This is a genomic window from Cupriavidus gilardii (assembly GCF_008801915.1).
Lineage (GTDB): Bacteria > Pseudomonadota > Gammaproteobacteria > Burkholderiales > Burkholderiaceae > Cupriavidus > Cupriavidus gilardii.
Window position 1 is genome coordinate 96,378 of record NZ_VZOV01000014.1, and the last position, 20,265, is coordinate 116,642.

At 66.7% G+C, this 20,265-nt stretch carries 21 protein-coding genes; 4 read left to right on the forward strand and 17 right to left on the reverse strand.

Annotated elements, in window-relative coordinates; translation table 11 throughout:
• Positions 1 to 3 precede the first annotated feature (3 nt).
• A complete protein-coding gene (locus tag F7Q96_RS17150) occupies positions 4 to 990 on the reverse strand; it encodes a tripartite tricarboxylate transporter substrate-binding protein (protein WP_053824386.1) in 987 nt (328 codons plus the stop codon).
• 127 nt (positions 991 to 1,117) lie between these two features.
• Positions 1,118 to 2,491, reverse strand: a complete 1,374-nt coding sequence (pcaB, locus tag F7Q96_RS17155) for a 3-carboxy-cis,cis-muconate cycloisomerase (RefSeq protein ID WP_053824387.1) — start codon at positions 2,489 to 2,491, stop codon at positions 1,118 to 1,120.
• A 133-nt stretch (positions 2,492 to 2,624) separates the two neighbouring features.
• Between pcaB and F7Q96_RS17160 the strand changes: the two genes are divergently transcribed.
• Complete coding sequence (locus F7Q96_RS17160; protein ID WP_053824388.1) at positions 2,625 to 3,359, forward strand: GntR family transcriptional regulator; 735 nt, start codon at positions 2,625 to 2,627, stop codon at positions 3,357 to 3,359.
• 120 nt (positions 3,360 to 3,479) lie between these two features.
• Here the strand turns inward: F7Q96_RS17160 and flgL are convergent, their stop codons facing one another.
• The 11 genes from flgL to flgB form a co-directional block, all read right to left on the reverse strand.
• On the reverse strand, positions 3,480 to 4,706 hold the full coding sequence (flgL, locus tag F7Q96_RS17165) for a flagellar hook-associated protein FlgL (protein ID WP_053824389.1): 1,227 nt from the start codon (positions 4,704 to 4,706) through the stop codon (positions 3,480 to 3,482).
• A gap of 34 nt (positions 4,707 to 4,740) precedes the next feature.
• Positions 4,741 to 6,633 (reverse strand): flagellar hook-associated protein FlgK, encoded by a 1,893-nt coding sequence (gene flgK, locus F7Q96_RS17170; RefSeq protein WP_053824390.1) that lies wholly within the window; start codon positions 6,631 to 6,633, stop codon positions 4,741 to 4,743.
• Between the two features lie 286 nt (positions 6,634 to 6,919).
• Positions 6,920 to 7,927: a flagellar assembly peptidoglycan hydrolase FlgJ gene (gene flgJ, locus F7Q96_RS17175; protein ID WP_053824391.1), complete on the reverse strand. Its 1,008-nt coding sequence runs from the start codon at positions 7,925 to 7,927 to the stop codon at positions 6,920 to 6,922.
• A gap of 17 nt (positions 7,928 to 7,944) precedes the next feature.
• Positions 7,945 to 9,126, reverse strand: coding sequence for a flagellar basal body P-ring protein FlgI (locus F7Q96_RS17180; RefSeq protein ID WP_053824392.1), 1,182 nt, complete (start codon positions 9,124 to 9,126; stop codon positions 7,945 to 7,947).
• Between the two features lie 8 nt (positions 9,127 to 9,134).
• The gene (gene flgH / locus F7Q96_RS17185; RefSeq protein ID WP_052511343.1) at positions 9,135 to 9,824 is read right to left on the reverse strand and encodes a flagellar basal body L-ring protein FlgH; all 690 of its coding nucleotides are present in this window, start codon (positions 9,822 to 9,824) and stop codon (positions 9,135 to 9,137) included.
• Between the two features lie 11 nt (positions 9,825 to 9,835).
• On the reverse strand, positions 9,836 to 10,621 hold the full coding sequence (gene flgG / locus F7Q96_RS17190) for a flagellar basal-body rod protein FlgG (RefSeq protein ID WP_023264122.1): 786 nt from the start codon (positions 10,619 to 10,621) through the stop codon (positions 9,836 to 9,838).
• 60 nt (positions 10,622 to 10,681) lie between these two features.
• Positions 10,682 to 11,425 carry a flagellar basal-body rod protein FlgF gene (gene flgF / locus F7Q96_RS17195; RefSeq protein WP_006579130.1) on the reverse strand — a complete coding sequence of 248 codons (744 nt, stop codon included), beginning with the start codon at positions 11,423 to 11,425 and terminating at the stop codon, positions 10,682 to 10,684.
• Positions 11,426 to 11,469: 44 nt separating this feature from the next.
• Entirely contained in the window at positions 11,470 to 12,930 is a 1,461-nt protein-coding gene (locus F7Q96_RS17200; RefSeq protein WP_082371819.1) for a flagellar hook protein FlgE, read from the reverse strand.
• A gap of 92 nt (positions 12,931 to 13,022) precedes the next feature.
• Positions 13,023 to 13,688 (reverse strand): flagellar hook assembly protein FlgD, encoded by a 666-nt coding sequence (gene flgD, locus F7Q96_RS17205; protein WP_151023012.1) that lies wholly within the window; start codon positions 13,686 to 13,688, stop codon positions 13,023 to 13,025.
• A gap of 43 nt (positions 13,689 to 13,731) precedes the next feature.
• Complete coding sequence (gene flgC / locus F7Q96_RS17210; protein WP_006579133.1) at positions 13,732 to 14,139, reverse strand: flagellar basal body rod protein FlgC; 408 nt, start codon at positions 14,137 to 14,139, stop codon at positions 13,732 to 13,734.
• 7 nt (positions 14,140 to 14,146) lie between these two features.
• A complete protein-coding gene (gene flgB / locus F7Q96_RS17215) occupies positions 14,147 to 14,554 on the reverse strand; it encodes a flagellar basal body rod protein FlgB (RefSeq protein WP_053824393.1) in 408 nt (135 codons plus the stop codon).
• Between the two features lie 323 nt (positions 14,555 to 14,877).
• Here flgB and flgA point away from each other — a divergent pair, with 323 nt between their 5' ends.
• The 3 genes from flgA (at position 14,878) to F7Q96_RS17230 (ending at position 16,607) form a co-directional block, all read left to right on the forward strand.
• On the forward strand, positions 14,878 to 15,642 hold the full coding sequence (gene flgA / locus F7Q96_RS17220) for a flagellar basal body P-ring formation chaperone FlgA (protein WP_082371820.1): 765 nt from the start codon (positions 14,878 to 14,880) through the stop codon (positions 15,640 to 15,642).
• A 126-nt stretch (positions 15,643 to 15,768) separates the two neighbouring features.
• A complete protein-coding gene (flgM, locus tag F7Q96_RS17225; protein ID WP_053824394.1) occupies positions 15,769 to 16,077 on the forward strand; it encodes a flagellar biosynthesis anti-sigma factor FlgM in 309 nt (102 codons plus the stop codon).
• A gap of 71 nt (positions 16,078 to 16,148) precedes the next feature.
• Positions 16,149 to 16,607: a flagella synthesis protein FlgN gene (locus tag F7Q96_RS17230; protein WP_151023014.1), complete on the forward strand. Its 459-nt coding sequence runs from the start codon at positions 16,149 to 16,151 to the stop codon at positions 16,605 to 16,607.
• Between the two features lie 29 nt (positions 16,608 to 16,636).
• On the opposite strand, the gene F7Q96_RS17235 is transcribed toward F7Q96_RS17230, so the two are convergent.
• The 4 genes from F7Q96_RS17235 to F7Q96_RS17250 all read right to left on the reverse strand — a co-directional run bounded on the left by F7Q96_RS17235 (position 16,637) and on the right by F7Q96_RS17250 (position 20,249).
• Positions 16,637 to 17,620 (reverse strand): lysylphosphatidylglycerol synthase domain-containing protein, encoded by a 984-nt coding sequence (locus F7Q96_RS17235; protein ID WP_053824396.1) that lies wholly within the window; start codon positions 17,618 to 17,620, stop codon positions 16,637 to 16,639.
• A gap of 82 nt (positions 17,621 to 17,702) precedes the next feature.
• Positions 17,703 to 18,923 (reverse strand): cardiolipin synthase ClsB, encoded by a 1,221-nt coding sequence (gene clsB, locus F7Q96_RS17240; protein ID WP_053824397.1) that lies wholly within the window; start codon positions 18,921 to 18,923, stop codon positions 17,703 to 17,705.
• Between the two features lie 139 nt (positions 18,924 to 19,062).
• Entirely contained in the window at positions 19,063 to 19,437 is a 375-nt protein-coding gene (locus F7Q96_RS17245) for a flagellar protein FlhE (RefSeq protein ID WP_226995088.1), read from the reverse strand.
• A 95-nt stretch (positions 19,438 to 19,532) separates the two neighbouring features.
• Positions 19,533 to 20,249, reverse strand: a complete 717-nt coding sequence (locus F7Q96_RS17250; RefSeq protein ID WP_053824398.1) for an RNA polymerase sigma factor FliA — start codon at positions 20,247 to 20,249, stop codon at positions 19,533 to 19,535.
• Positions 20,250 to 20,265: the final 16 nt, after the last annotated feature.

Here is a 20,265-nt window from a genome sequence, read left to right on the forward strand (position 1 = left end):
CGCTCAGTCCAGCGAGATATTGGCCTTGGCCGCCAGCACCTTCCAGCGGGCGACTTCCGCTTCGGTGTGCTTTCCCAGCGCGCTGGCCGTGTACTGGTCCTCGCGCAGCATCTGGATCGCCTGCGCCGACAGCCGGTCGGTGAACGCCTTGTCCTTCATCACTCTCAGATAGGCCTGCTGCATCTTTTCCACTGCCGCCGGTGCCGTGCCCTTGGGCGCATAGATGCCATACCAGGTTGCCGCTTCGAAGCCGGGAGCGACCGTCTCGGCAAGCGTCGGCACGTCCTTGAGCTGTGCCACCCGCCTGACCGACGTGACGGCCAGCGGCCTGACCTTGGCCTCGGTAATTTGCGGCAACGCGGTGTTGGTCTGGTCGAACATGCCATCGACCTGCCCGCCGATGACATCGATCAGCGCCGGACCCGCACCCTTGTACGGCACCAGCGAGACCTTGATGCCGGCGGACGAGGCGAACATCGCGGCGATCAAGTGCGAGGTCGAGCCCATGCCGGCATTGCTGATGAACAGCTTGCCCGGATTCTGTTTGCCATAGTCGACCAGCGCCCTTACATCCTTGGCGGGATGGTCCTTGCGCACCATCAACACCATCGGCGTATCCGGGAAGCGGAAGACCGGGGCAAAGTCCTTGACGGGGTCGTAGGGCAGCTTCTTGTAGAGAGCCGGCGCGGCGCCCATATAGCCCATATGCCCCACCAGCATCGTGTAGCCGTCCGCGGGCGCGCGAGCTGCCTTCCCTGCCCCGATCGTGCCGCCTGCGCCAGGCGTGTTTTCGATGATGATCGACTGGCCGACTTCGCGCGACACGCGGTCGGCAATGGTGCGTGCCAGCGCGTCGGTGGGGCCGCCGGCGGCGAAGGGCACGATCCAGGTAATCGGCCGGGTCGGCCAGTTCTGCGCGTGTACCGACGCCGCGGCAAGCAGCGCGGCGATCGTCATCGAGGCGCGCACGACGGTTGGGATGGCTTTCATGATTTGTCTCCTTGGTAGGCTGCAGCGATCGGACTGCTTCGGCCCGCCGCCGCAATGGATGCGCTTGAATCGTTCGATGCGATCGGTGCGCGTTGACCGGCCTCGGTCCCGTACTGGCGGCGCTGGCTCAGGGGATTTCCGCCGATAGAGCGACGGCGCGGTCCACCATCTGCGGCGCGAGTCCGAGGTAGTTGGCGGGATCGACCATCTGCTCGATCGCCGCACGGTCGAAGTGCTGCGTGACAGCGGGCAAGGCGAGCAGGGCTTCGGCCAGCGTGCCGCCGGCTTCGTTGACGGTGCGGCAGGCGTCGTAGACGAGGTCATGCGCCTGCTGACGACCGATATGCGGGGCCATCCGCATCATCACGGCTTCGGCCACGATCAGGCCCTTGGAAATGCCGAGGTTGTGAGCCATGCGTGGCGCATCGACGATCAGTCCGCCGAGCGCGAACTTTGCCTGGTGCAGCGCGCCGGACGTCAGGATGAAGCTCTCGGGAATCGCGATCCACTCCGCGTGCCATGGCCCCGTGGCGCGCTCGAAGTCCTGCACCAGCGCATCGACCATCAAACCGGCGTGCTGACGCACCGCCTTCGATGCCGCCAGCATCAGTTCGCTCGAAATTGGATTGCGCTTCTGCGGCATCGTGCTGCTCGCCCCGCGCCCCTTGACGAAGGGCTCGTAGACTTCCGCAAACTCGGTGGACGCCATGATCATGATGTCCAACGCGATCTTGCCGAGCGAGCCAGTGACCAGCGCGAGCAGATTGACGGCTTCGGCAAGGCCGTCGCGCGCGACGTGCCATGTCATGGTTGGCACGCCCAGGCCCAACTCCTCCGCCAGCGCGCGCTGCACCTCGAAGCCCTTGTCCCCTATCGATGCCAGCGTGCCCGCGGCACCGGCAAATTGCACCACCGCCACCCTGGGCCGCAGTTGGGCCAGGCGCTGCTGGTGCCGGTCGAACATCGCCAGCCAGACAGCGGCCTTGTAGCCGAAGGTCACCGGCAGCGCTTGCTGCAGGTGCGTGCGGCCAGCCATCGGGGTATCGCGATACGCCTTGGCGAGATCGGCCAGGATGCCCCGCAGTTCGCGAATGTCGGCATCGATACTGTCCAGCGCGTCGCGCACCTGCAGAGCCACCGCCGTGTCCATGATGTCCTGCGTGGTGGCTCCCCAGTGAACGTACCGTCCCGCATCCCCGCAGATCTGCACGAGCTGGTGCACCAGCGGCAGGATGGGATAGCCGACAATATCGGTTTCCTCGCGCATGTGATCGAAGTCGATGCGCTCGATACGCGCTTCGCGTGCGATCGTCTCGGCCGCTTCGGCCGGAATCACGCCAACGCGGGCTTCAGCCCTGGCAAGGGCAACCTCGACGTCGATGTAGCGCTGTACCAGTGCACCGTCGGAGAAGATCTGTCGCATCTTCCTGGTTCCAAAAGCATCGCGGAACAGCGCGGAATCGACGACGGTACTGGCGGCGGGAATGCTGGAGTTGGGCATGGAGCGACCTTCTGACAATTGGCTGGTCGTTCGATATGTTCGAACATATGAGCATTAAATATGTTCGAACATATGCCGGGAAATTGGTGTTAACCCTTGAATCGCGCTCCGTTGAGTCGGGGACAATGGCGAAATGAGCAGACGAACCGCATCAGAGATCACTCGCGAACTGTTGGATGGCATCAAAGGCGGCCGCTATCCAGTGGGAGCGCTGCTGCCGACCGAGTTCGAGTTGTGCGAGCAATTCCACGCCAGCCGTTACACGATCCGCGCTGTATTGCAGGAACTGCAGGACCTCGGGCTGGTATCGCGCCGAAAGAACGTCGGCACGCGTGTGGAGGCCGCCGAGCCCAAGGCGGTGTTCAAGCCGACGCTGGCGTCGGTCGAAGATCTGATGCAGTTCGGGGAGCAGCATCGGCGCGTAGTGCAAGCCGTGGAGACGACTGTCGCGCCTGCCGAAGTGGCTGCTGCGTTGGGGGGCACGCCGGCAACGAAATGGCTGCGCATTTCAAGCGTGCGATGGAACGACGATGCGGCCGCCACGCCGATCGCGTGGACCGACATCTATATCGATACCGCCTACGAGGACATCGGCGCCATCGTGCGAGATACGCCGGACGTGCTCGTCAGCTCGCTGATCGAGTCGCGCCATGGCCGGCAGATCGCCGAAATCGAACAAAGCGTACGTGCCTCGACACTGACCGACAAACGCGTGGCCCGCGCGCTCGGCATCGAAATCGGGTCGTCGGTGCTGAAAGTCGTGCGCCGCTACCTTGACGAGGCGGGCGACACGTTCGAAGTCTCTGTCACGATCCATCCCGCCGAGACGTTTTCCGTGACGACGCGAATGAGGCGTTCGACGCGATGATCGCGCGTGGCGGCGGAAGGCTGAGGCAGTCGAGATGTTCGGGTGGAGACCGGTGGTACGCCGCCGGCTCCCACCCTGGTCCGGGGTGCAGGCCGGCAGCCTTGTCCGCCTTATCCAGGCTTACCGCAGATAGTTGAACAGATTCATCCCCTGAATCTGCATGAACGACTGCTGTGCCGCCTGCAGCGCGGTCTGGCGCTGGTAGTACTCGGCGATCGCCGACGCGTAGTCCAGATCCTGCAGGCCCGACAGCGTCTGCTCGTAGTTCAGGTCGCGGTTGGCGCCGATGGTGTCGAGCGCATCGAGTTCCTGCATCCGCGAGCCGACCGACGCGCGCACCGTCAGCACGTTGTCGAGCGAGTTCGACATCTTGCGGTTGGCGGTTGCCAGCGCATTGTCCAGCCGCGCGCGATCGGCTTCGGTGGTCACCGGCTGCTTCAGCGCGTCGATCGCCGCCTTAATGTTCGCGAAGATGTCGGTGCCCGCCTGCTTGGCCGGGGCCAGCGTCATCGAGTCGCCGTTGGCTGGCGCGCCCTTGACGGTAAACGACACGCCGCCGAACTGAATCGCGTCGCCGGCGACATACGGCGTGGACGGCACGATGGCCGTGGGCGGTACGGCGCTGTTGTCGGTGACGGTGTAGCTGGTATTGCCGGCGCCGTCGACGGTGAAATCGATCGAGAATTCGTGGCCGTACAGCGGGTTGGTCGGGTCGGTGACCGACAGCGCGCCGTAGAGGGCCGTGCCGGTGTTGCCGCCGCCTTCGGTCATCACGTAGTCGGCCGAGCCGGTGACGCTGAGGAATACATCGCGGCCGTTGTCGCCGGCGGCCATCTGGCGGGCGACGTCCACCTGCAGCAGTTGCGAGCCGGTGTCGCCGACGTATTGCACGGTGCCGCCATTGGCCGCGAACGGCGGGGTGCCCGACTTGAAGCCGGCAAACAGGTACTGGCCGTTGCCATCGTCGGCGTTGGCCAGGCCCAGCAGCTGCTCGTAGTTGCTCTGCAGTTCGGACGCGATCGAGGCGCGGTCGGCGTTGCTGATGGTGCCGTTGCCGCCGTTGACGATCAGCGTCTGGACGTTCTGGATCGTGGTGATCACGCTCTGCAGCGTCTTTTCCTCGAGCGCCAGGCTGATGTTGGCCTGGGTACGCGAGGTGGCGTATTGCTCGTTGACGCCGATGGACTGCGATACACCGAGTGCGCGCGTGGCGGCGATCGGATCGTCGGACGGGTTCAGCACGCGGCGGCCGGTGCCGAGCTGCTGCTGCACGTGCAGCAGCGAGGACTGCTGGCCGTTCATCGCGGACAGGCCAAGCTGGTAGAACGTGGAAGTGGCGACACGCATGATGGTTTCCTGGTCTCGGTAGGCGGGCGGCCCGTCAGCGGATATTGATGATGGCGTCGAACAGCGACGAGGCGGTCTGGATCACCTGCGCGCTGGCCTGATAGAGCTGCTGGAAGCGCAGCAGGTTGACGGTTTCCTCGTCCATGTTGACGCCGGAGACCGACTGCTGGGCGGTACGCACCTGGGTCGTGATGCTGTTCTGCGAGGTCGACGCGATATCGATCGACTTGGTACGGCTGCCGATGTCGTTGACCAGCTGGGCATAGGCGTCGTTGAAGCTGGACACGCCGTTGATGGTCTTGGTGGTCTGCAGCTTGGCCAGCACCAGCGCATTGCCGTTGTCGGACGAGCCGCCGACGTTGGAGCCGATCGTGAAGGTATCGCCGGCACGGGGCGCGCCGTCGAAGCTGACTGTCACGCCATTGATGGTGTATTCCTGAGCAGTACCATTGAAGACCGGGCTGGGCGGAGGCAACAGCGGGCCATTCGCATCGGCGAAGGTGTACTCCGTGCCATTGAAGGTCGCGACGATCTTAGAGGCCGGCACGCTGAAGCCCTGGGCCACGTTGCTGACCTTGGCGGTACCGCTGCCGATATTCGAGGCACCGCTTTCCGCCAGCACCGGCGAGGCGGCCGCGACCTTGGCCGGGTCGGTGATGGCCAAGTCGAACGAACCGGCGACATTGCGGGTCGGCTGGATCTGGAAGCTGTCGCCGGCGGCCATCGTGCCGCCGACCGTGATGCTCAGGCCGTCGGCCGTGAAGGTCGGGCCGGCGCCGGTGGCGACCACTTCGTTGTCGGACATCCGCACCAGGCTGTAGCTGGTGCCGTCGTAGGTCACCGTGTAGTCGCTGGTGGTCAGCGCGGTGGCGTCGGCCACCGTGGCCGCCACCGTGCCGGTGCCGTTGTTGCGGCTGTTGCCGATCACCGTCGGCGAGCCCATCGCGAACATGTCGCCGCCAATCTGGCCCTTCAGGTCCATGCCCAGGCGGTGCTGCGCGTTGAAGGTCTGGCCGATCGCCAGCGACAGGCGGCCGATCGCGTTCTGCGCGGCATCGAGCGTCTCGCTGCGGAACTGCATCAGGCCGCCGATGCTGCCGCCGCTGAACAGCGCGTCATCCATCTCGATCGCGGTGCCGTCCGGCAGCGTATAGGCGATGCCCATCCGCGACGGGTCGGCCGCCGACTGCACGGCCTTCAGGTCGTAGGAGCTGGCGCCGACGACCAGCGGCTGGCCGTTGCCGACGAACACGTTGTAGCTGCCGCCGTCCTGCGCGACCACCTTGACGCCGACGATCTTGTTCAGCTGCGCGACCATTTCGTCGCGCTGGTCCAGCAGATCGTTGGGCGGCTGGCCGCCGCTGGCGGCGGTGGCCTTGGCGATCTCGCTGTTCAGCGAGGCGATCTCCTTGGTGAAGGCGTTCACTTGGGCGACCGAGCTCTGGATCTCGCTGTTGATGCCTTCCTGCTGGTTCTGGAAGTACGAGGCCGCGGAACGCAGCTGGCCTGCCAGCGACTGGGCGGCGTTCAGCATGTTCTGGCGGACGGCGGTGTCGCCCGGCTTGTCCGCCACGCCTTGCACCGCGGCGAAGAATTTCTGCATCAGCGGCGCGATGCCGCCCTTCTGGTCGGCCAGCAGGCTGTCGATCTGCTTGATCTGTTCCGAGTACGTCGACAGGTGCGCGCTCGACGTTTCCGCGGCGCGCAGCTGGCCGGTCAGGAATTCGTCGTAGACCCGCATCACCGTGGTGGTGGTCGAGCCCTGGCCGAAGAAGCCCTGGCTGGTGTACTGGCCGCCCGACGACGCGATGATGGTGTTCTGGCGCGTATAGCCGGCGGTCGCCGCGTTGCTGACGTTATGGCCGATGGTCGTCAGCGCGTTCTGTGCCGTGTTCAGGCCGGACAGGCCGATATTGAAGAGAGACATGCACTAGCCCCGGATTCTGTTGGTCGCCATGGCCGCGCGATGCAGTCGCGACCGTGGCGGTGGATGAGGGTGGTAACGGCAGATTCGGCGGCGGACTTTAGGGTTGGGGATCGTTTCGCGCAGCGGTGGCATGCAAACCCCGGATGCCCTCTCCCGCGCCCCTCACCCGCAAGCGGGAGAGGGGAGAAAACCGGCGGCGTACAAGTCTTCCTGGCGCGGCCTCGCCTAATGGCCGCTTCCTCTCCCCCTCAGGGGGAGAGGAAGAAAACCGATCGCGTACCAGTCGTCAGACCGGCACCTTCCGCATGATCCGGACCAGCTTGGCTCCGTATTCGGGGTCGGTCGCATAGCCGGCGCGCTGCAAACCGTGGGCGGCTTCCTCGGCCGAGCCAGCCGATACCACGCCGGCATAGCGCGGGTTGTTGGTCAGCAGCCGTGCATAGTCGGAGAAGGCTTCCTCGTACGAGCCGTAGGCGCGGAACTTCGCCTTGATCTTCTGCGGCTGGCCGTCGACGTATTCGGTGGTGGTGATCTCCGCGACCGGGCCCTTCCAGTTGGCGCCGGCCTTGATGCCGAACACGTTGTGGGTGGTGCTGCCGTCCGCATGGGTGATTTCGCGGCGGCCCCAGCCGGACTCGAGGGCGGCCTGGCCGAGGATCAGCCGTGCCGGCACGCCGCTGGCGCGCGAGGCGGCCACGGCAGGGCCAGCCATGCGGCTGACGAAGGCGCTGATATGGGCCGGCGTGTCCTCGGACATGGCGGCGCTGCCTTGCCACTGGCCGCTCTGTTGCGCCTGGTACTGGCGCAGGCCCGCGCTCGGGTTCCAGTTGGCGCCGGGCACCACGGTGCCGGCACGCGGCACCTGTTCCTCGTCGCCGCCTGCCGCGGCAGTGGTGCGTCCATCCAGCAGCGGCCCGAGCGTGCTGGCCACATCATCCATGCGGCTGGCGGCCGCGGCCTCCGGCGGCAACGGCTGGCCGCTGGCGCGTGCCAGCTGGCGCGCCATCACCTCGGCGAGACCGATACCCTTCGACGACAGGTGCTGGGCCAGCTGCTGGTCCAGCATCGACATATAGAGTTTGGTCTGCTCGTTGTCGAACAGCCCGTCCTGCGGCGTCGCCTCGCGCATGCTCTTGAGCACCATCTGCGTGAAGACGGCCTCGAACTGCCTGGCGGCGGCCTTCAGCGTGTCGGCGCTGCCGTCGCGCGCGCTTTGCTTCAGCGCCTCGAACCCCTGCGTGTCGAGCGCGAAGCGCTGCGACAAATCAGCTTGAGCGTGGATCGGTTGGCTCATGCGATGACCCGTGGCGATCAGATGATTTCGAGCTCGGCGCGCAGCGCGCCCGCGGCCCGCATCGCTTCCAGGATCGTTTGCAGATCGGCCGGCGTCGCGCCCAGCGAGTTCAGGCCGCGCACCACCGCCGACAGCGAGGCGCCGGCGCGCACCAGCTGCAGCGAGCCGCCGTCGCGCTTCAGGTTGATCTCGGAGACCGGCGCCACCACGGTTTCGCCGCCGCTGAACGGCGCCGGCTGGCTGATCACCGGCTGCGTATTGATGACCACCGACAGGTTGCCGTGCGCGATCGCGCAGTCCTGCACGGTGACGTCCTGGTTCATCACGATGGAACCGGTGCGGGCGTTCAGGATGACCTTGGCCGCGGCACGGGCCGGCGTCACGTCGATGTTCTCGATGCGCGCCAGCATCGCCACGCGTTGCGACGAGGCCTGCGGCACGCGCACCTGCACCACGCGCGCGTCGAGTGCGCTGGCCACGCCGCCGCCCAGATTGCGGTTGATCGCGTCGACCACGCGCTCGGCGGTGCCATAGTCGGAGCTCTTGAGCTCCAGCGTCAGCACGCCGTTGTCCGCCTGGAACGCCGGCACCGCGCGTTCGACGATGGCGCCGTTGGCGATGCGGCCGACCGCCAGCTGGTTGATCTGCACCTTGCTGCCGTTGGCGGACGCACCGGCGCCGCCGACCAGCAGGTTGCCCTGCGCGATCGCGTAGACCTGGCCGTCGGCGCCCTTGAGCGGCGTCATCAAGAGCGTGCCGCCGCGCAGGCTCTTGGCATTGCCCATCGACGACACCACCACGTCGAGCTGGCTGCCCGGCTGCGCGAACGGCGGCAGCGTCGCGGTGACCATCACCGCGGCCACGTTCTTCAGCTGCATGTTGCGGCCGGCCGGCAGCGTGATGCCCAGCTGCGACAGCATGTTGGTCAGACTCTGCGTCGTGAACGGCGTCTGCATGGTCTGGTCGCCGGTGTTGTCCAGGCCGACCACCAGGCCGTAGCCGACCAGCGGGTTGTCGCGCACGCCCTGGATGGTCGCCAGGTTCTTCAGGCGTTCGGCGCGGGCGGGGCCCGCGGGCAGCAGCAGGCCAAGCGCCAGCACCAGGGCGAGCGCGAACAGCGGCAGGAGGCCCGGCGTGCAGACGCCGGAACGGCTAGGGCGGCGGCAACCGCGGAGGCAATCAGCCAGGCGCAAAGACATGACGCGAATCAGAACGGTGAAACGTTGAGGAAGAAGCGCTGCAGCCAACCCATGTTCTGCGCTTCGTCGATATAGCCCTTGGCGGTGTATTCGATGCGCGCGTCGGCCACCTGGGTCGACGGCACCGCGTTGTCGCCGGTGATCGTGCGCGGATTGACCACGCCCGAGAAGCGGATGAATTCCGCGCCCTGGTTGATGGCCATCTGCTTCTCGCCGGACACCACCAGGTTGCCGTTGGCGAGCACTTCGATCACGGTGACCGTGATGGTGCCGTTGAACGTATTGGCGGCGCTGGAACCGCCGCTGGAGCGAATCCCGTTCTCCCCGCTCATGTTGGCGTTCTGGCTGGCGCCGAACAGGCCGCCGAGCGCGCGCGGCACCGCGTCAAAGGCCAGCGCCGCATTGCTGGTGCGCGAGGCGTTGGTGCCTGAGTTCTTCGACGCGTTGACGTTCTCGCTGATCACGATGGTCAGGATGTCGCCGACGTTGCGCGGGCGGCGATCCTCGAACAGCGGGTTGCCGGCGTAGGAGTTCTGATAGATCGAGCCGGTCGGCGCGATCATCGGCCGCTGCTCGGCCCGGGCCGTGGTCGGCATCTGCACCAGCGGCTCGCGCGGCATCAGCGCGCAGCCGGTGGCCAGCAGCGGCCCCAGAATGCAGGCCAGACGGCAGGCCGACCGGCCCAGACGGAACAGCATGGCGTTCATGTTCAACCCAGCTGAGTCAGGCGTTGCAGCATCTGGTCGGACGTCTGTACGGCCTTGCTGTTGATTTCGTAGGCGCGCTGGGTCTGGATCATGCTGACCAGCTCCTCCACCACGTTGACGTTGGACGCTTCGACGTAGTTCTGCTGCAGGATGCCGGCGCCGTTCAGGCCAGGGACGGTCGGGTTCGGTGCGCCCGACGCGTCGGTCTGCACGTACAGGTTCTCGCCCAGGCTTTCCAGACCGGTCGGGTTCATGAAGGTGGCCAGTTGCAGCTGGCCGACCTGCACGTTGTTGGCATTGCCCGGCTGCGTCACCGACACGGTGCCGTCGCGCGCGATCGTCAGCGAGGTCGAGTTGGCCGGGATGGCGATGGCCGGCTCGATCACGAAGCCGCTGGCGGTCACCAGCTGGCCGTTCTGGTCGACCTGGAACGAGCCGTCGCGGGTGTACGCGGTGGTGCCGTCCGGCAGCGTGACCTGGAAGAAGCCCTGGCCGATGATGGCCACGTCCTTGGCATTGCCGGTCTGCTGGGGATTGCCTTGCGTGTGGATGCGCTCGGTGGCGACCGGACGCACACCGGTACCGAGCTGCAGGCCCGACGGCAGCGTGGTCTGGTCCGACGACAGCGCGCCGGGCTGGCGGATCGTCTGGTACATCAACTCCTCGAACACCGCGCGGCTGCGCTTGAAGCCCGTGGTGGACACGTTGGCCAGGTTGTTCGAGATCACGTCCATCTGCGTCTGCTGCGCATCGAGGCCGGTCTTCGCAATCCAGAGAGAGCGGTTCATGGTGTTCCTTCGGTGGCGGGCACGCGCGCCGGCGTGCCCTGTCGATTCATTGGTGGGTGCTTAGCGGTTCGACAGCAACGCGTTGGCGCGCTGCTCGTTGGCGTCGGCGCCCTGGATCATCTTGATCTGCATCTCGAAGCGGCGCGCGTTGGCGATCATGTCGACCATCGCCTCGACCGGATTGACGTTGCTGCCTTCGAGCGCGCCGGCGATCACGCGGACGGTCTGGTCGGTCTCCAGCGGCGCAGCGCCCGGCCGCAGCCGGAACAGGCCGTCGTCGCCGCGTGCGATCGCATCGGGCGGCGGATTGACCAGCCGCAGCCGGCCCACCTGCGCGAGGCCATTGGCGGTCTCGCCAGGGCCGCGCGCGGTGATGGTGCCGTCGTTGCCGATCGTCACCGTGGAGCCGGGCGGCACCGCGATCGGGCCGCCGTCGCCGAGCACCTGCAGGCCGTTCGAGGTCAGCAGCTGGCCGTCCGGGCCCACCTGCAGCGAGCCGGCGCGGGTATAGCCTTCCGCACCGTCGCGCCCCTGCACCGCCAGCCAGCCGTTGCCCTTGATCGCGATATCGAGCGGACGCTCGGTATAGGTCAGGGGTCCGGCCTTCATGTCGGCGCCCGGCGTGCTGGCCAGCGTGAAGGCGCGGGTGGGCGTCTCCTGCCCGACCACCGGCACCGCGCGGAACATGTTGACCTGCGCCCGAAAGCCCGTGGTCGACACGTTGGCCAGGTTGTTGGCCACCGCGGCCTGCTGGTCCAGCGTCTGTTTGGCGCCCGACAGGGCGGTGTAGATCAGGCGATCCATCTGCGATTCCTATCCAATGCTTGCGGTTACCGCTGACGTGCCGGTCAGATGTTGACCAGCGTCTGCAGCACCTGGTCCTGCGCCTGGATGGTCTGCGCATTGGCCTGGTAGTTGCGCTGGGCAATGATCAGGTTGACCAGCTGGCCCGACAGATCGACGTTCGACGCTTCCACGGCGTTCGACTGCAGCTGGCCCATGCTGCCGCCCGGCGAGCCCAGCAGCGGCTGGCCCGAGGCGCCGGTGGCGCTCCAGACGTTGTCGCCCTCGGGCTTGAGCCCTTCGACGTTGCCGAACGAGGCCATCACGACCTGACCCAGCGACTGGGTCTGCTCGTTCGAATAGCTGCCCAGGATGGTGCCGTCCGCTTCGATCGAGAAGCCCAGCAGCGAGCCCGAGGTATAGCCGTTCTGCACGATCGACTTCGGATCGTTGTCGTCGCCGAACTGCGTCGTGCCGGCCAGGTCCAGCTGGATGTTCATCGCGGCGGCGCCGCCGACTCCGGGGACGGTCACAGGGATCGTTGCGCCGGCCGCGGGAGTTACCAGGGCGCCGTTCAGGTTAAACACCATCTCATTGGGACCGGACAGTTGGGCGCCGGTGCTGTCCGTCACGTAGACATCCCAGCGCGTACCGTTCGCGCCGGTCGGACCCTTGACGAAATAGGCCGTGACCTGCTTGGCATTGCCGAGCGAGTCGAACACCTCGATCGTGCTGCTGTAGTCGAACGTTCCTGCCGCAGGGGGATTGCCGGCCGAGCTAGTGAAGTTAGAGGTGAGCGGATCGACGGTAAAGGTGTCACCGTTGTTCATACCCGGGCCCGCTGTCAGCGTCAGGCCGTCTATCGTGAAGGTCGTGCCCGGCTGAGTCACCGTTTGCCCATCAGAACGGGTCAGGGTGTAATCGGTGCCATCGAAAGACAGCTGGTAGGTGAAGTCCTCCAGCGCCGTTGCGTCGGAAACTGCGACCTGTACCGAACCTGATCCCGTATTAGCGGCGTTTGCCGTCACGCTGGGATTGCGAGAAGCGGCGCGCGAGTCCAGGTTGTATTGCGCGGTGATGCGGTCGGTGGCCTTCGGCGCCATCTGGGCGCTGGACACCACCAGCGGTTGCGGCTGCACGCCGCCGCCCGGCTGCACGCCGGCCGGATAGCCGGTCAGCTGCAGGCCCTGCGCGTTGGTGATGCGGCCGTCGTCGGTGCGCAGGAACTGGCCGTTGCGCGAGAAGAACACCGAACCGTCGGTGCCGACCATGCGGAAGAAGCCGTTGCCGCCGGTGATCGCGACGTCCAGCGAGCGGCCGCTCGCCTCGATATTGCCCTGCGTGAACGACTGCACCACCGAGTTCACGCGCGTGCCCAGGCCGACCTTCGAGCCGGCGTAGACGTCGGCGAACTGCGCGGTCGATTGCTTGAAGCCGACGGTGTTCGCGTTGGCGATGTTGTTGCCGATCACGTCCAGATTCTGTGCCGCGGCGTTGATGCCGCTGACTCCTTGACCGAAACCCATGATTTCCCCTTGTTACGCGTCGTACGAATTTGCCCGCGCCGGCGCCCGTGGCACCGCCGCGCTGGCGTTCTGTTGAATGCCGATGATTCGGATTAAAGGATCTTGCGCACGTCGTCGACCAGCGCGGTGTGGCCGCCGCCGATATCGACCAGCACGCCATTGGCATCGCCGCTGATGGCCTGCACCTTGCCGTAGACCAGCGCCACCGGCTGCACGCTCTTGCCGTCCGCGGTTGCGCTGACCTTGAACGTGTAGTCGCCATCCGGCACGACGCCGCCGGCGTTGTTCTTGCCGTCCCAGCTCACGTCGTGCACGCCGGCGGTCTGGCCCTTCAGGTCGATGGTGCGCACCACGTTGCCGTCCTTGTCGAGCACGTCGACGGTGACCGCGTCGGCGGTGGCCGGCAGGTCGATGCCGAACTGGCCCGGCTTGCCGCCGGAGACGGCGACTTCCTTGCCCGGCACCATCACCGTGCGGCCGATCAGCGCGGCCGAGTCCATCGCGCGGCTGGCGCTGACCTGGTTCAGCAGCTGGGCCAGCGTCGCGTTCATCGTCTGCATGCCGCTGACCGTGCTGATCTGCGCGAGCTGCGAAGTCAGCTGGGCATTGTCCATCGGCTTGAGCGGATCCTGGTTGTTCATCTGCGTGACGAGCATCTTCAGGAAGTTGTTCTGCAGGTCCGCGGCGCTGGACGCGCTGTTGGCCAGCTGGTTGGCGGCGCTGTTGCTGCTGTTGTTGACGGGTGGCGTGGTGGTCATCGTTGGTCCCGTTGATCCGGTTGGTCCGGTCGATATGGCGGAATCACTGACCGATGGTCAGCGTCTTGAGCATCATGTTCTTGGCGGAGTTCAACACCTCGACATTGGCCTGGTAGGACCGCGACGCCGAAATCATGTTGACCATCTCTTCCACCGGATTGACGTTGGGCATCACCACGTAGCCGTCGGCATTGGCCAGCGGATGCGTGGGGTTGTGCACCATGCGGGGCGGCGACGGATCTTCCATCACGCCGCGCACCTGCACGCCGCCGATATCGGCCTGGCCGGGCGTCGGCGCCAGGCCGAACACCACCTGCTTGGCGCGATACGGCTGACCGTTGGGCGCCACCGCGCTGTCCGCGTTGGCCAGGTTCGAGGCCGTGACGTTCATGCGTTGCGACTGGGCGGCCATCGCCGAGCCCGTCACGTCGAAGATATTCATTGCCGGCATGGTTTCCTCACGACTGGATGGCGGCCAACATGCCCTTGATCTTCGAGTTCATCACCGTCAGGCCGAACTCGTACTTGACCGAGTTGTCGGCGAATGCCACCCGCTCGGTGTCCATCTCGACGGTGTTGCCGTCGATGCTCGATTGCATCGGAATCCGGTACGCCAGCTCGAACTCGCTGGCGACCGAGGCCTGGCCCGGCAGATGGCGCGTCGACGTGGTGGACAGCGACACGCCGTTGGCCTGCCGCCCCCGCTCGACCGATTCGGACAGCTGGCTGGCAAAGTCGAAGTCGCGGGCCTTGAAGCCCGGCGTATCGGCATTGGCGATATTGGCGGCGATCACCGATTGCCGCTGATTGCGCAAGTTCAACGCTTCCTGCTGGAAACGGAACGACGCATCGAGTCTGTCGATCATGTCCGTATCTCGCTATCTCTCGCTATCGAGGAACGTGTGACGAAACCACGCGCCCCTGCGTCGGCAAAGGCGTGAGGGCGGCCGGGAATGGACCCGGCCTTCTTTACGGGTGCCATCTTAGGTGGCGGCTGGCCAGTGCAATCGGATGAATAGGACGGGGAAACCTGCGCATTTCAGGCGGAGGGCGCGCGTGCCGCTGCCTACAATGAGGTCTCGTTGCCGGACGCCCACTGCCTGCACGCGCGCCTGCCCCCACGCGCGCGCCTGCGTCCGGCCCGCCGCCTTGTTTCCTGACTTTCCATTTCGCCTGCCGGGATCACGCCATGTTTCGCACGCACCGATCGGCACCACGCCGCCTCGCCTTGCTGGCGCTCTGCGCGGCGCTGCCATGCACCGCCGCGCTGGCGGCGACCGCCACGACATCGGTCACGACATCTGCCTCGCCACCCCAGGCTGCACAGCCGTCGCCGTTCACCGACGATCCGGTGCGCGTCGCGGTCGAGCAGTTCCTGCTGCGCGAGACCGCCGGGCTGCCGGGCAAGGCCAGTATCCAGGTGGTGCCGCCCTCGGGCGGACGCGCGCGCGAATGCGTGGCGCCGCAGCCGTTCCTGCCGGGCGGCGCGGCGGCGTGGGGCCGGGTTTCGGTTGGCGTGCGCTGCGGTGGCGAGCGGCCGTGGACCCGTTACGTGCAGGCACGCGTCTCGGTGGTGGCTGATTACTATGTCGCCGCGCATGCGCTGGCGCCGGGCCAGCCGATCGGACCGGCCGATCTGGAACGGCGCGAGGGCGATCTTGCCGGCCTGCCGCGCGCGGTCGTGACCGACCCGGCGCAGCTCCAAGGCGCGGTCACGGCCAACCGGATCGCGGCCGGCTCGCCGCTGCGGATGGACATGGTCCGGAAGGCGATCGCGGTCAAGCAGGGTCAGATGGTCGCGGTGACCATCGAAGGCGAGGCCTTCCAGATTCGCAGCGAGGGCAAGATTCTCGCGGACGCCGCTCCGGGCAACACCGTGCAGGTCCGGCTCAAGAGCGGGCAGGTCGTCAACGGGCTGGTGCGGGACGCCGACACGGTGGTGCTGCAGCAATAGCCGCCGACATGGCCCCGGCCTCAGCCCCAGCCATCGCCACAGCGTCGTTACAGCGTGTCACAATTCGCGTCCTAAAGTTTGGCGACGCCCCGCCGTTAAGCTGAGCAAACCCAGCAAGGACATCCCGTGAAGATCCACCAATCGACCCTGCCGCGCACCGGTGAAGGTGCCGCTGAAAGCACTGGACGCACCGCGTCGAGCCCCGTGCCGGGCGCCGCATCGTCCGCGAGCGGCCTGACCATGAGCCCCCTCGGCAGCCAGGTGCGCGATATCGGCTCGCGCCTGGCCCATGAGGCCGACGGCGACATCGATCAAGCCAAGGTGGACGAGATCCGCCAGGCCATCGCCGAAGGGCGCCTGAAGATGGACCCGAGCAAGATCGCCGACGGTCTGCTGGCCACGCTGCGCGAATTGACGCAGGACGGCGGCCGCTGATCAGGCTGAACCGGCTGATCTCACTGAACCCGTAGACCCTACCCCCACCGATTTCCTTCGACTTCGCGCCCATGAGCCAAGCCCTGATCGCCAGCATGCAGCGGGAAACGCAAGCCATCGCGGCCTTCGTCGATGCCCTGCAGCAGGAACGCACCGCGATTCGCGCCGGCGACTTCCTGTCGCTGGGCGAGCTGGTGCAGAACAAGCAGGAACTGGCGCAACAGATCGCGCAGCTCGGCACCGCACGCCAGGCGCAGATGGCCGCGCTCGGCATCCGCGTCGGCAGCGGCCGGCAACTGGTGGGATTGCATATCGACGAAGGCGTCGCCGCCGCGTGGCGCACGCTGGTACTGACCGCGCGCGGCGCGGCGGAGGCCAATACGCTGAACGGCGCCGTAGTGTCGGCGCATCTGGAATACACGCAGGACGCGTTGCAGACGCTGCGCCAGCGCGGCGACACGGCCACCGTCTACGGCCGCAATGGCCGGGCACAGGCCGGTCCGCGCGGCGTCAGCCTGGCCAGCGGCTGATTTCTCTCTCTGCGGCGAAGCGACACACCTTACGCCGTCGGCTCGACCGTGCTGGCGCGCCTTCCGCGCGCCTCCAGCAGGAAATACCCCACGACCGCCGGCAGCATCGGCAACAGGTAGTACATCGCCCGATAGGCCAGCAGCGCGGCCAGCAGCGCGTGGTGCGGCACGCGATCGCCCAGCAGCACCACGAACACCGTCTCGAGCACGCCCAGACCGGCAGGGATATGCGCGACCGCGCCGGCGATGCTGCCGATCAGCACCACGCCCAGCACGACCAGCAGCGGCACCGACGACGGCAGCAGCGTCTGGATGATGGCCGAGATGGTCAGCCAGTTCGTAATCGACAGCGCGCACTGCATCACGGCGAAACGCAGCGGCGGCAGATGAAAGGCATGGCCGCGCACCGTCCATCGGCGCCGTCTGGCCCTCGCACACGCGACCAGGTACGCGGCGACCACCGCCAGCAGCGCAAATCCCGCGATCTGCAGCAAGGTGGCATTGAGCCCCCATTCGGGCGGCAGCACCACGGTGCGAGCGGCCAGCACCGCCCCGAGCAGTGCCAGGTAGCCGATCCAGTTGCTGACCACGCCGATGGTATAGACCGACGCAATCTGTGCGCCCGACAGTCCCGCTCCCGAATAGAGCCGGTAGCGAATCCCCAGGCCGCCCACCAGCGCGCCGAGGTTCAGGTTGAAGGCATAGCTGACGAAGGCGATCACCAGCACCCGCGGCGACGACAGCCGATGCCGCGCATACCAGCGGCCCAGCAGGTCGAACGCCGAATGCCAGAAATAGCTGAGCACCACCAGCAGCGCGGCCGGCGTCAGCGTCCGGTAGTCGTATTCCTGCAGCGTGACCCAGACCTCGGCCCAGTCGACCTCGGCCAGCTTCCTGACCACCAGCACCACCACGAGCGCGACAAAGGCGATGCCCAGTATGCGGCGCACCTGCGCCCAGCGGCTGCGCCGCCGTGTTCTCGTGTGGTGGTCAGTCGCCTGTCGTGCTGTCATCTGGTCGCCGTGATCGATTTGCCGTCGTCGTATTGCCGCGTCGTATTGCCGTCATCCTTCCGCGTGATCCCTGTGCCGTCATCTATTCCGCTCCGCCGGCGCCCCGCTTCAGCACCGGAAATCGCCAGGGCCGGCGCGGCGGCTCGGCGGTAGCGACCACGAGCTTCGGCGTGTGGGCGGGCAGCCAGCCGGCCCATGCGGGGAAGCGGCGCAGGAAGTGGAACATCAGCGTGGTCGCCGCCAGCTGCAGCGGCGCGCGGCGCGTCTGGCGATTCGGCGGAATCTCGCGGCAGGCATTGGCCATCAGCGCGTCGAGGTTCTCGCGCAGGCCACGCGCGAAGCCGGCGTCCCGGATCACCAGGTTGGCTTCCATATTCAGCGACAGGCTCAGCGGATCCAGGTTGCTGGAGCCGACGGTGGACCAGTCGCGGTCGATCACCGCGACCTTGCCGTGCAGCGGCCGCTCGCAATATTCGAAGATGCGCACGCCGGCGTCCTGCAGATGGGCATACAGCATGTCGGCCATCCGCTTGACCCACAGCATGTCGGGATTGCCCTGCAGGATCAGGCGCACGTCGACGCCGCGCTGGGCCGCCTCGCAGATCGCGTGCAGCACGCGATAGCCCGGCAGAAAATAGGCGTTGGCGATCACCACCTGATGCCGCGCGGCGCGGATCGCCTGCAGGTACTCCCATTCGATATCGGTCGGATGCGCGTCGTTGTCGCGTGTGACCAGCCACGCGGCCATATTGCCGGCCGGCGCCGGCGGCGGGACCGCCGGCACCTCGACGTCGCCCGGCGGCAGCGTCTGCACGAGGAAGCGATGCACCTCGTGGGCGACCGGTCCCTCGACCTCGACCGCATAATCCTGCTTGGCCTGCGGGCCATGGTCGGTCAGGTGCTGCGCGGAGAAGTTGATGCCGCCGATGAAGGCGATGCGTCCGTCGATCGCCACCAGCTTGCGATGCAGCCGGCGGAACAGATTGGTCCGCACACCGAGCAGCCGCCGGCGCGGCGCGAAGATATGGAAACGCACGCCGGCCGCGACCATGCCGGCAACGAACGCGGGCGGCAGATCGGGCGAGCCGTAGCCGTCGACGGTGATCGCCACATGGACGCCGCGTTTGGCCGCGGCAATCAACGCTTCGCGCAGCGCCACGCCGACGCGGTCGTCGAACAGGATGAAGGTTTCCAGCAGAACGCTGGTCTGCGCGGCGGCGATCGCGGCAAAGACGCGCGGGAAATATTCGTCGCCGTTTTCCAGCAGGCGGATGCGATTACCGCTGGTTCGGTTGGGGCTCATTTCGATGTCTCGCTGCCAGATTCTCCATGGCAACAAGCACATTCAATGCCACCCGCCGCGGGCCGGCAAGTCCACCGCCAATCACCTCGTCACGACGGCGGCTTCGCCGTCACCTTGCCGCCTTCGCGGCGCCCGCCATTCAGCGATAGCTGACCGTGATCTGGCTGGCCTGCCCTTGCAGCACGGGCGTCAACGGCCCCTGTCCCGGAATGCGGAACGCAAACACGAAACCCTTGTCGGCATCGTCGCCGCGGAAGGCATCGGTCTTGCCCTCGGGCCCGGGCAGCAGCACGCAACGGTTGGCATTACAGAGATAGGCTTGCAGATTTGGCGGTGGCACGCGAGCAAAACGGTAACGCCAGCGCACTGCGGTGATCACCCCTTCGGCCTGCGCCAGATAGCCGCTGGGCAGGATAGGCGCCGACAAGGCCCGCACGCCGCGGCCGTACAGCGCCGGCGCGGACACCGATGCGGTCCATGCATGGCGCGAGTCGCCGCCGAAATTGGTGTGCATCAGCGACGAAGCCGCGACGGCAGGCGAGATCACCGCCACGGCCGCCGAGGCGATCGCCACGATCGACCCGAACGCGCGACCTGCCATGCGGGCCATCACAGCAGCCCGCGCAACTGGCTGCGCAGCCGGTTGATGGCCTGGCTGCGGATCTGGCAGACGCGCGATTCGGTGACCTCGAGCACCGCGCCGATCTCGCGCAGGTTCAGCTCCTGGTCGTAGCACAGCGACAGCACCAGCTTTTCGCGCTCGGGCAACCGTTCGATCGCCCGGATCAGCGCGCCCCGCATGCCGCTTTCCATCAGCAGCGTCAGCGGATTGCCGTCCTCGCTGACCGTCAGGTGGCGATCGAGGAAATCCTCTTCGCCGGAGCGCTCGAAGTCCTCGTAATGCAGCAGCTGGCAGCCATAGACCTCGTTGAGCATGCTCTGGTATTCGTCCAGCGGCATCTCCAGTTCTTCGGCAACCTCGGAATCCAGCGGCGTGCGGCCGAGCTTCTGCTCCAGCGCGCGCACGGTCCGCTCGATCCGGCGCGTCGACTGGCGCAGGCTGCGGGACTGCCAGTCGTTGGCGCGTACCTCGTCGAGCATCGCGCCGCGGATACGCTGGCTGGCATAGGTCTCGAAGCGCGCGCCGTGGGTGTCTTCATAGCGGCGGGCGGCGTCGAGCAGGCCGATCATGCCAGCCTGGATCAGGTCGTCCAGTTGCACGCTGGCCGGCAGCTTCGCCGCCAGTTGCAGGGCAATGCGCCGTACCAGCGGCGCATGGGTCTGGACGGTGTCGGTCTGTTCGAGCTTTCCCTGGATCGTGTACATGGTGGAATTCTCGCGA

Bases quoted from the DNA above. Each gene is read 5' to 3' on its own strand.
- F7Q96_RS17150 (WP_053824386.1), bottom strand. From the start codon at position 990: ATGAAAGCCATCCCAACCGTCGTGCGCGCCTCGATGACGATCGCCGCG.
- pcaB (WP_053824387.1), bottom strand. From the start codon at position 2,491: ATGCCCAACTCCAGCATTCCCGCCGCCAGTACCGTCGTCGATTCCGCG.
- F7Q96_RS17160 (WP_053824388.1), top strand. From the start codon at position 2,625: ATGAGCAGACGAACCGCATCAGAGATCACTCGCGAACTGTTGGATGGC.
- flgL (WP_053824389.1), bottom strand. From the start codon at position 4,706: ATGCGTGTCGCCACTTCCACGTTCTACCAGCTTGGCCTGTCCGCGATG.
- flgK (WP_053824390.1), bottom strand. From the start codon at position 6,633: ATGTCTCTCTTCAATATCGGCCTGTCCGGCCTGAACACGGCACAGAAC.
- flgJ (WP_053824391.1), bottom strand. From the start codon at position 7,927: ATGAGCCAACCGATCCACGCTCAAGCTGATTTGTCGCAGCGCTTCGCG.
- F7Q96_RS17180 (WP_053824392.1), bottom strand. From the start codon at position 9,126: ATGTCTTTGCGCCTGGCTGATTGCCTCCGCGGTTGCCGCCGCCCTAGC.
- flgH (WP_052511343.1), bottom strand. From the start codon at position 9,824: ATGCTGTTCCGTCTGGGCCGGTCGGCCTGCCGTCTGGCCTGCATTCTG.
- flgG (WP_023264122.1), bottom strand. From the start codon at position 10,621: ATGAACCGCTCTCTCTGGATTGCGAAGACCGGCCTCGATGCGCAGCAG.
- flgF (WP_006579130.1), bottom strand. From the start codon at position 11,425: ATGGATCGCCTGATCTACACCGCCCTGTCGGGCGCCAAACAGACGCTG.
- F7Q96_RS17200 (WP_082371819.1), bottom strand. From the start codon at position 12,930: ATGGGTTTCGGTCAAGGAGTCAGCGGCATCAACGCCGCGGCACAGAAT.
- flgD (WP_151023012.1), bottom strand. From the start codon at position 13,688: ATGACCACCACGCCACCCGTCAACAACAGCAGCAACAGCGCCGCCAAC.
- flgC (WP_006579133.1), bottom strand. From the start codon at position 14,139: ATGCCGGCAATGAATATCTTCGACGTGACGGGCTCGGCGATGGCCGCC.
- flgB (WP_053824393.1), bottom strand. From the start codon at position 14,554: ATGATCGACAGACTCGATGCGTCGTTCCGTTTCCAGCAGGAAGCGTTG.
- flgA (WP_082371820.1), top strand. From the start codon at position 14,878: ATGTTTCGCACGCACCGATCGGCACCACGCCGCCTCGCCTTGCTGGCG.
- F7Q96_RS17230 (WP_151023014.1), top strand. From the start codon at position 16,149: ATGAGCCAAGCCCTGATCGCCAGCATGCAGCGGGAAACGCAAGCCATC.
- F7Q96_RS17235 (WP_053824396.1), bottom strand. From the start codon at position 17,620: ATGACAGCACGACAGGCGACTGACCACCACACGAGAACACGGCGGCGC.
- clsB (WP_053824397.1), bottom strand. From the start codon at position 18,923: ATGAGCCCCAACCGAACCAGCGGTAATCGCATCCGCCTGCTGGAAAAC.
- F7Q96_RS17245 (WP_226995088.1), bottom strand. From the start codon at position 19,437: ATGCACACCAATTTCGGCGGCGACTCGCGCCATGCATGGACCGCATCG.
- F7Q96_RS17250 (WP_053824398.1), bottom strand. From the start codon at position 20,249: ATGTACACGATCCAGGGAAAGCTCGAACAGACCGACACCGTCCAGACC.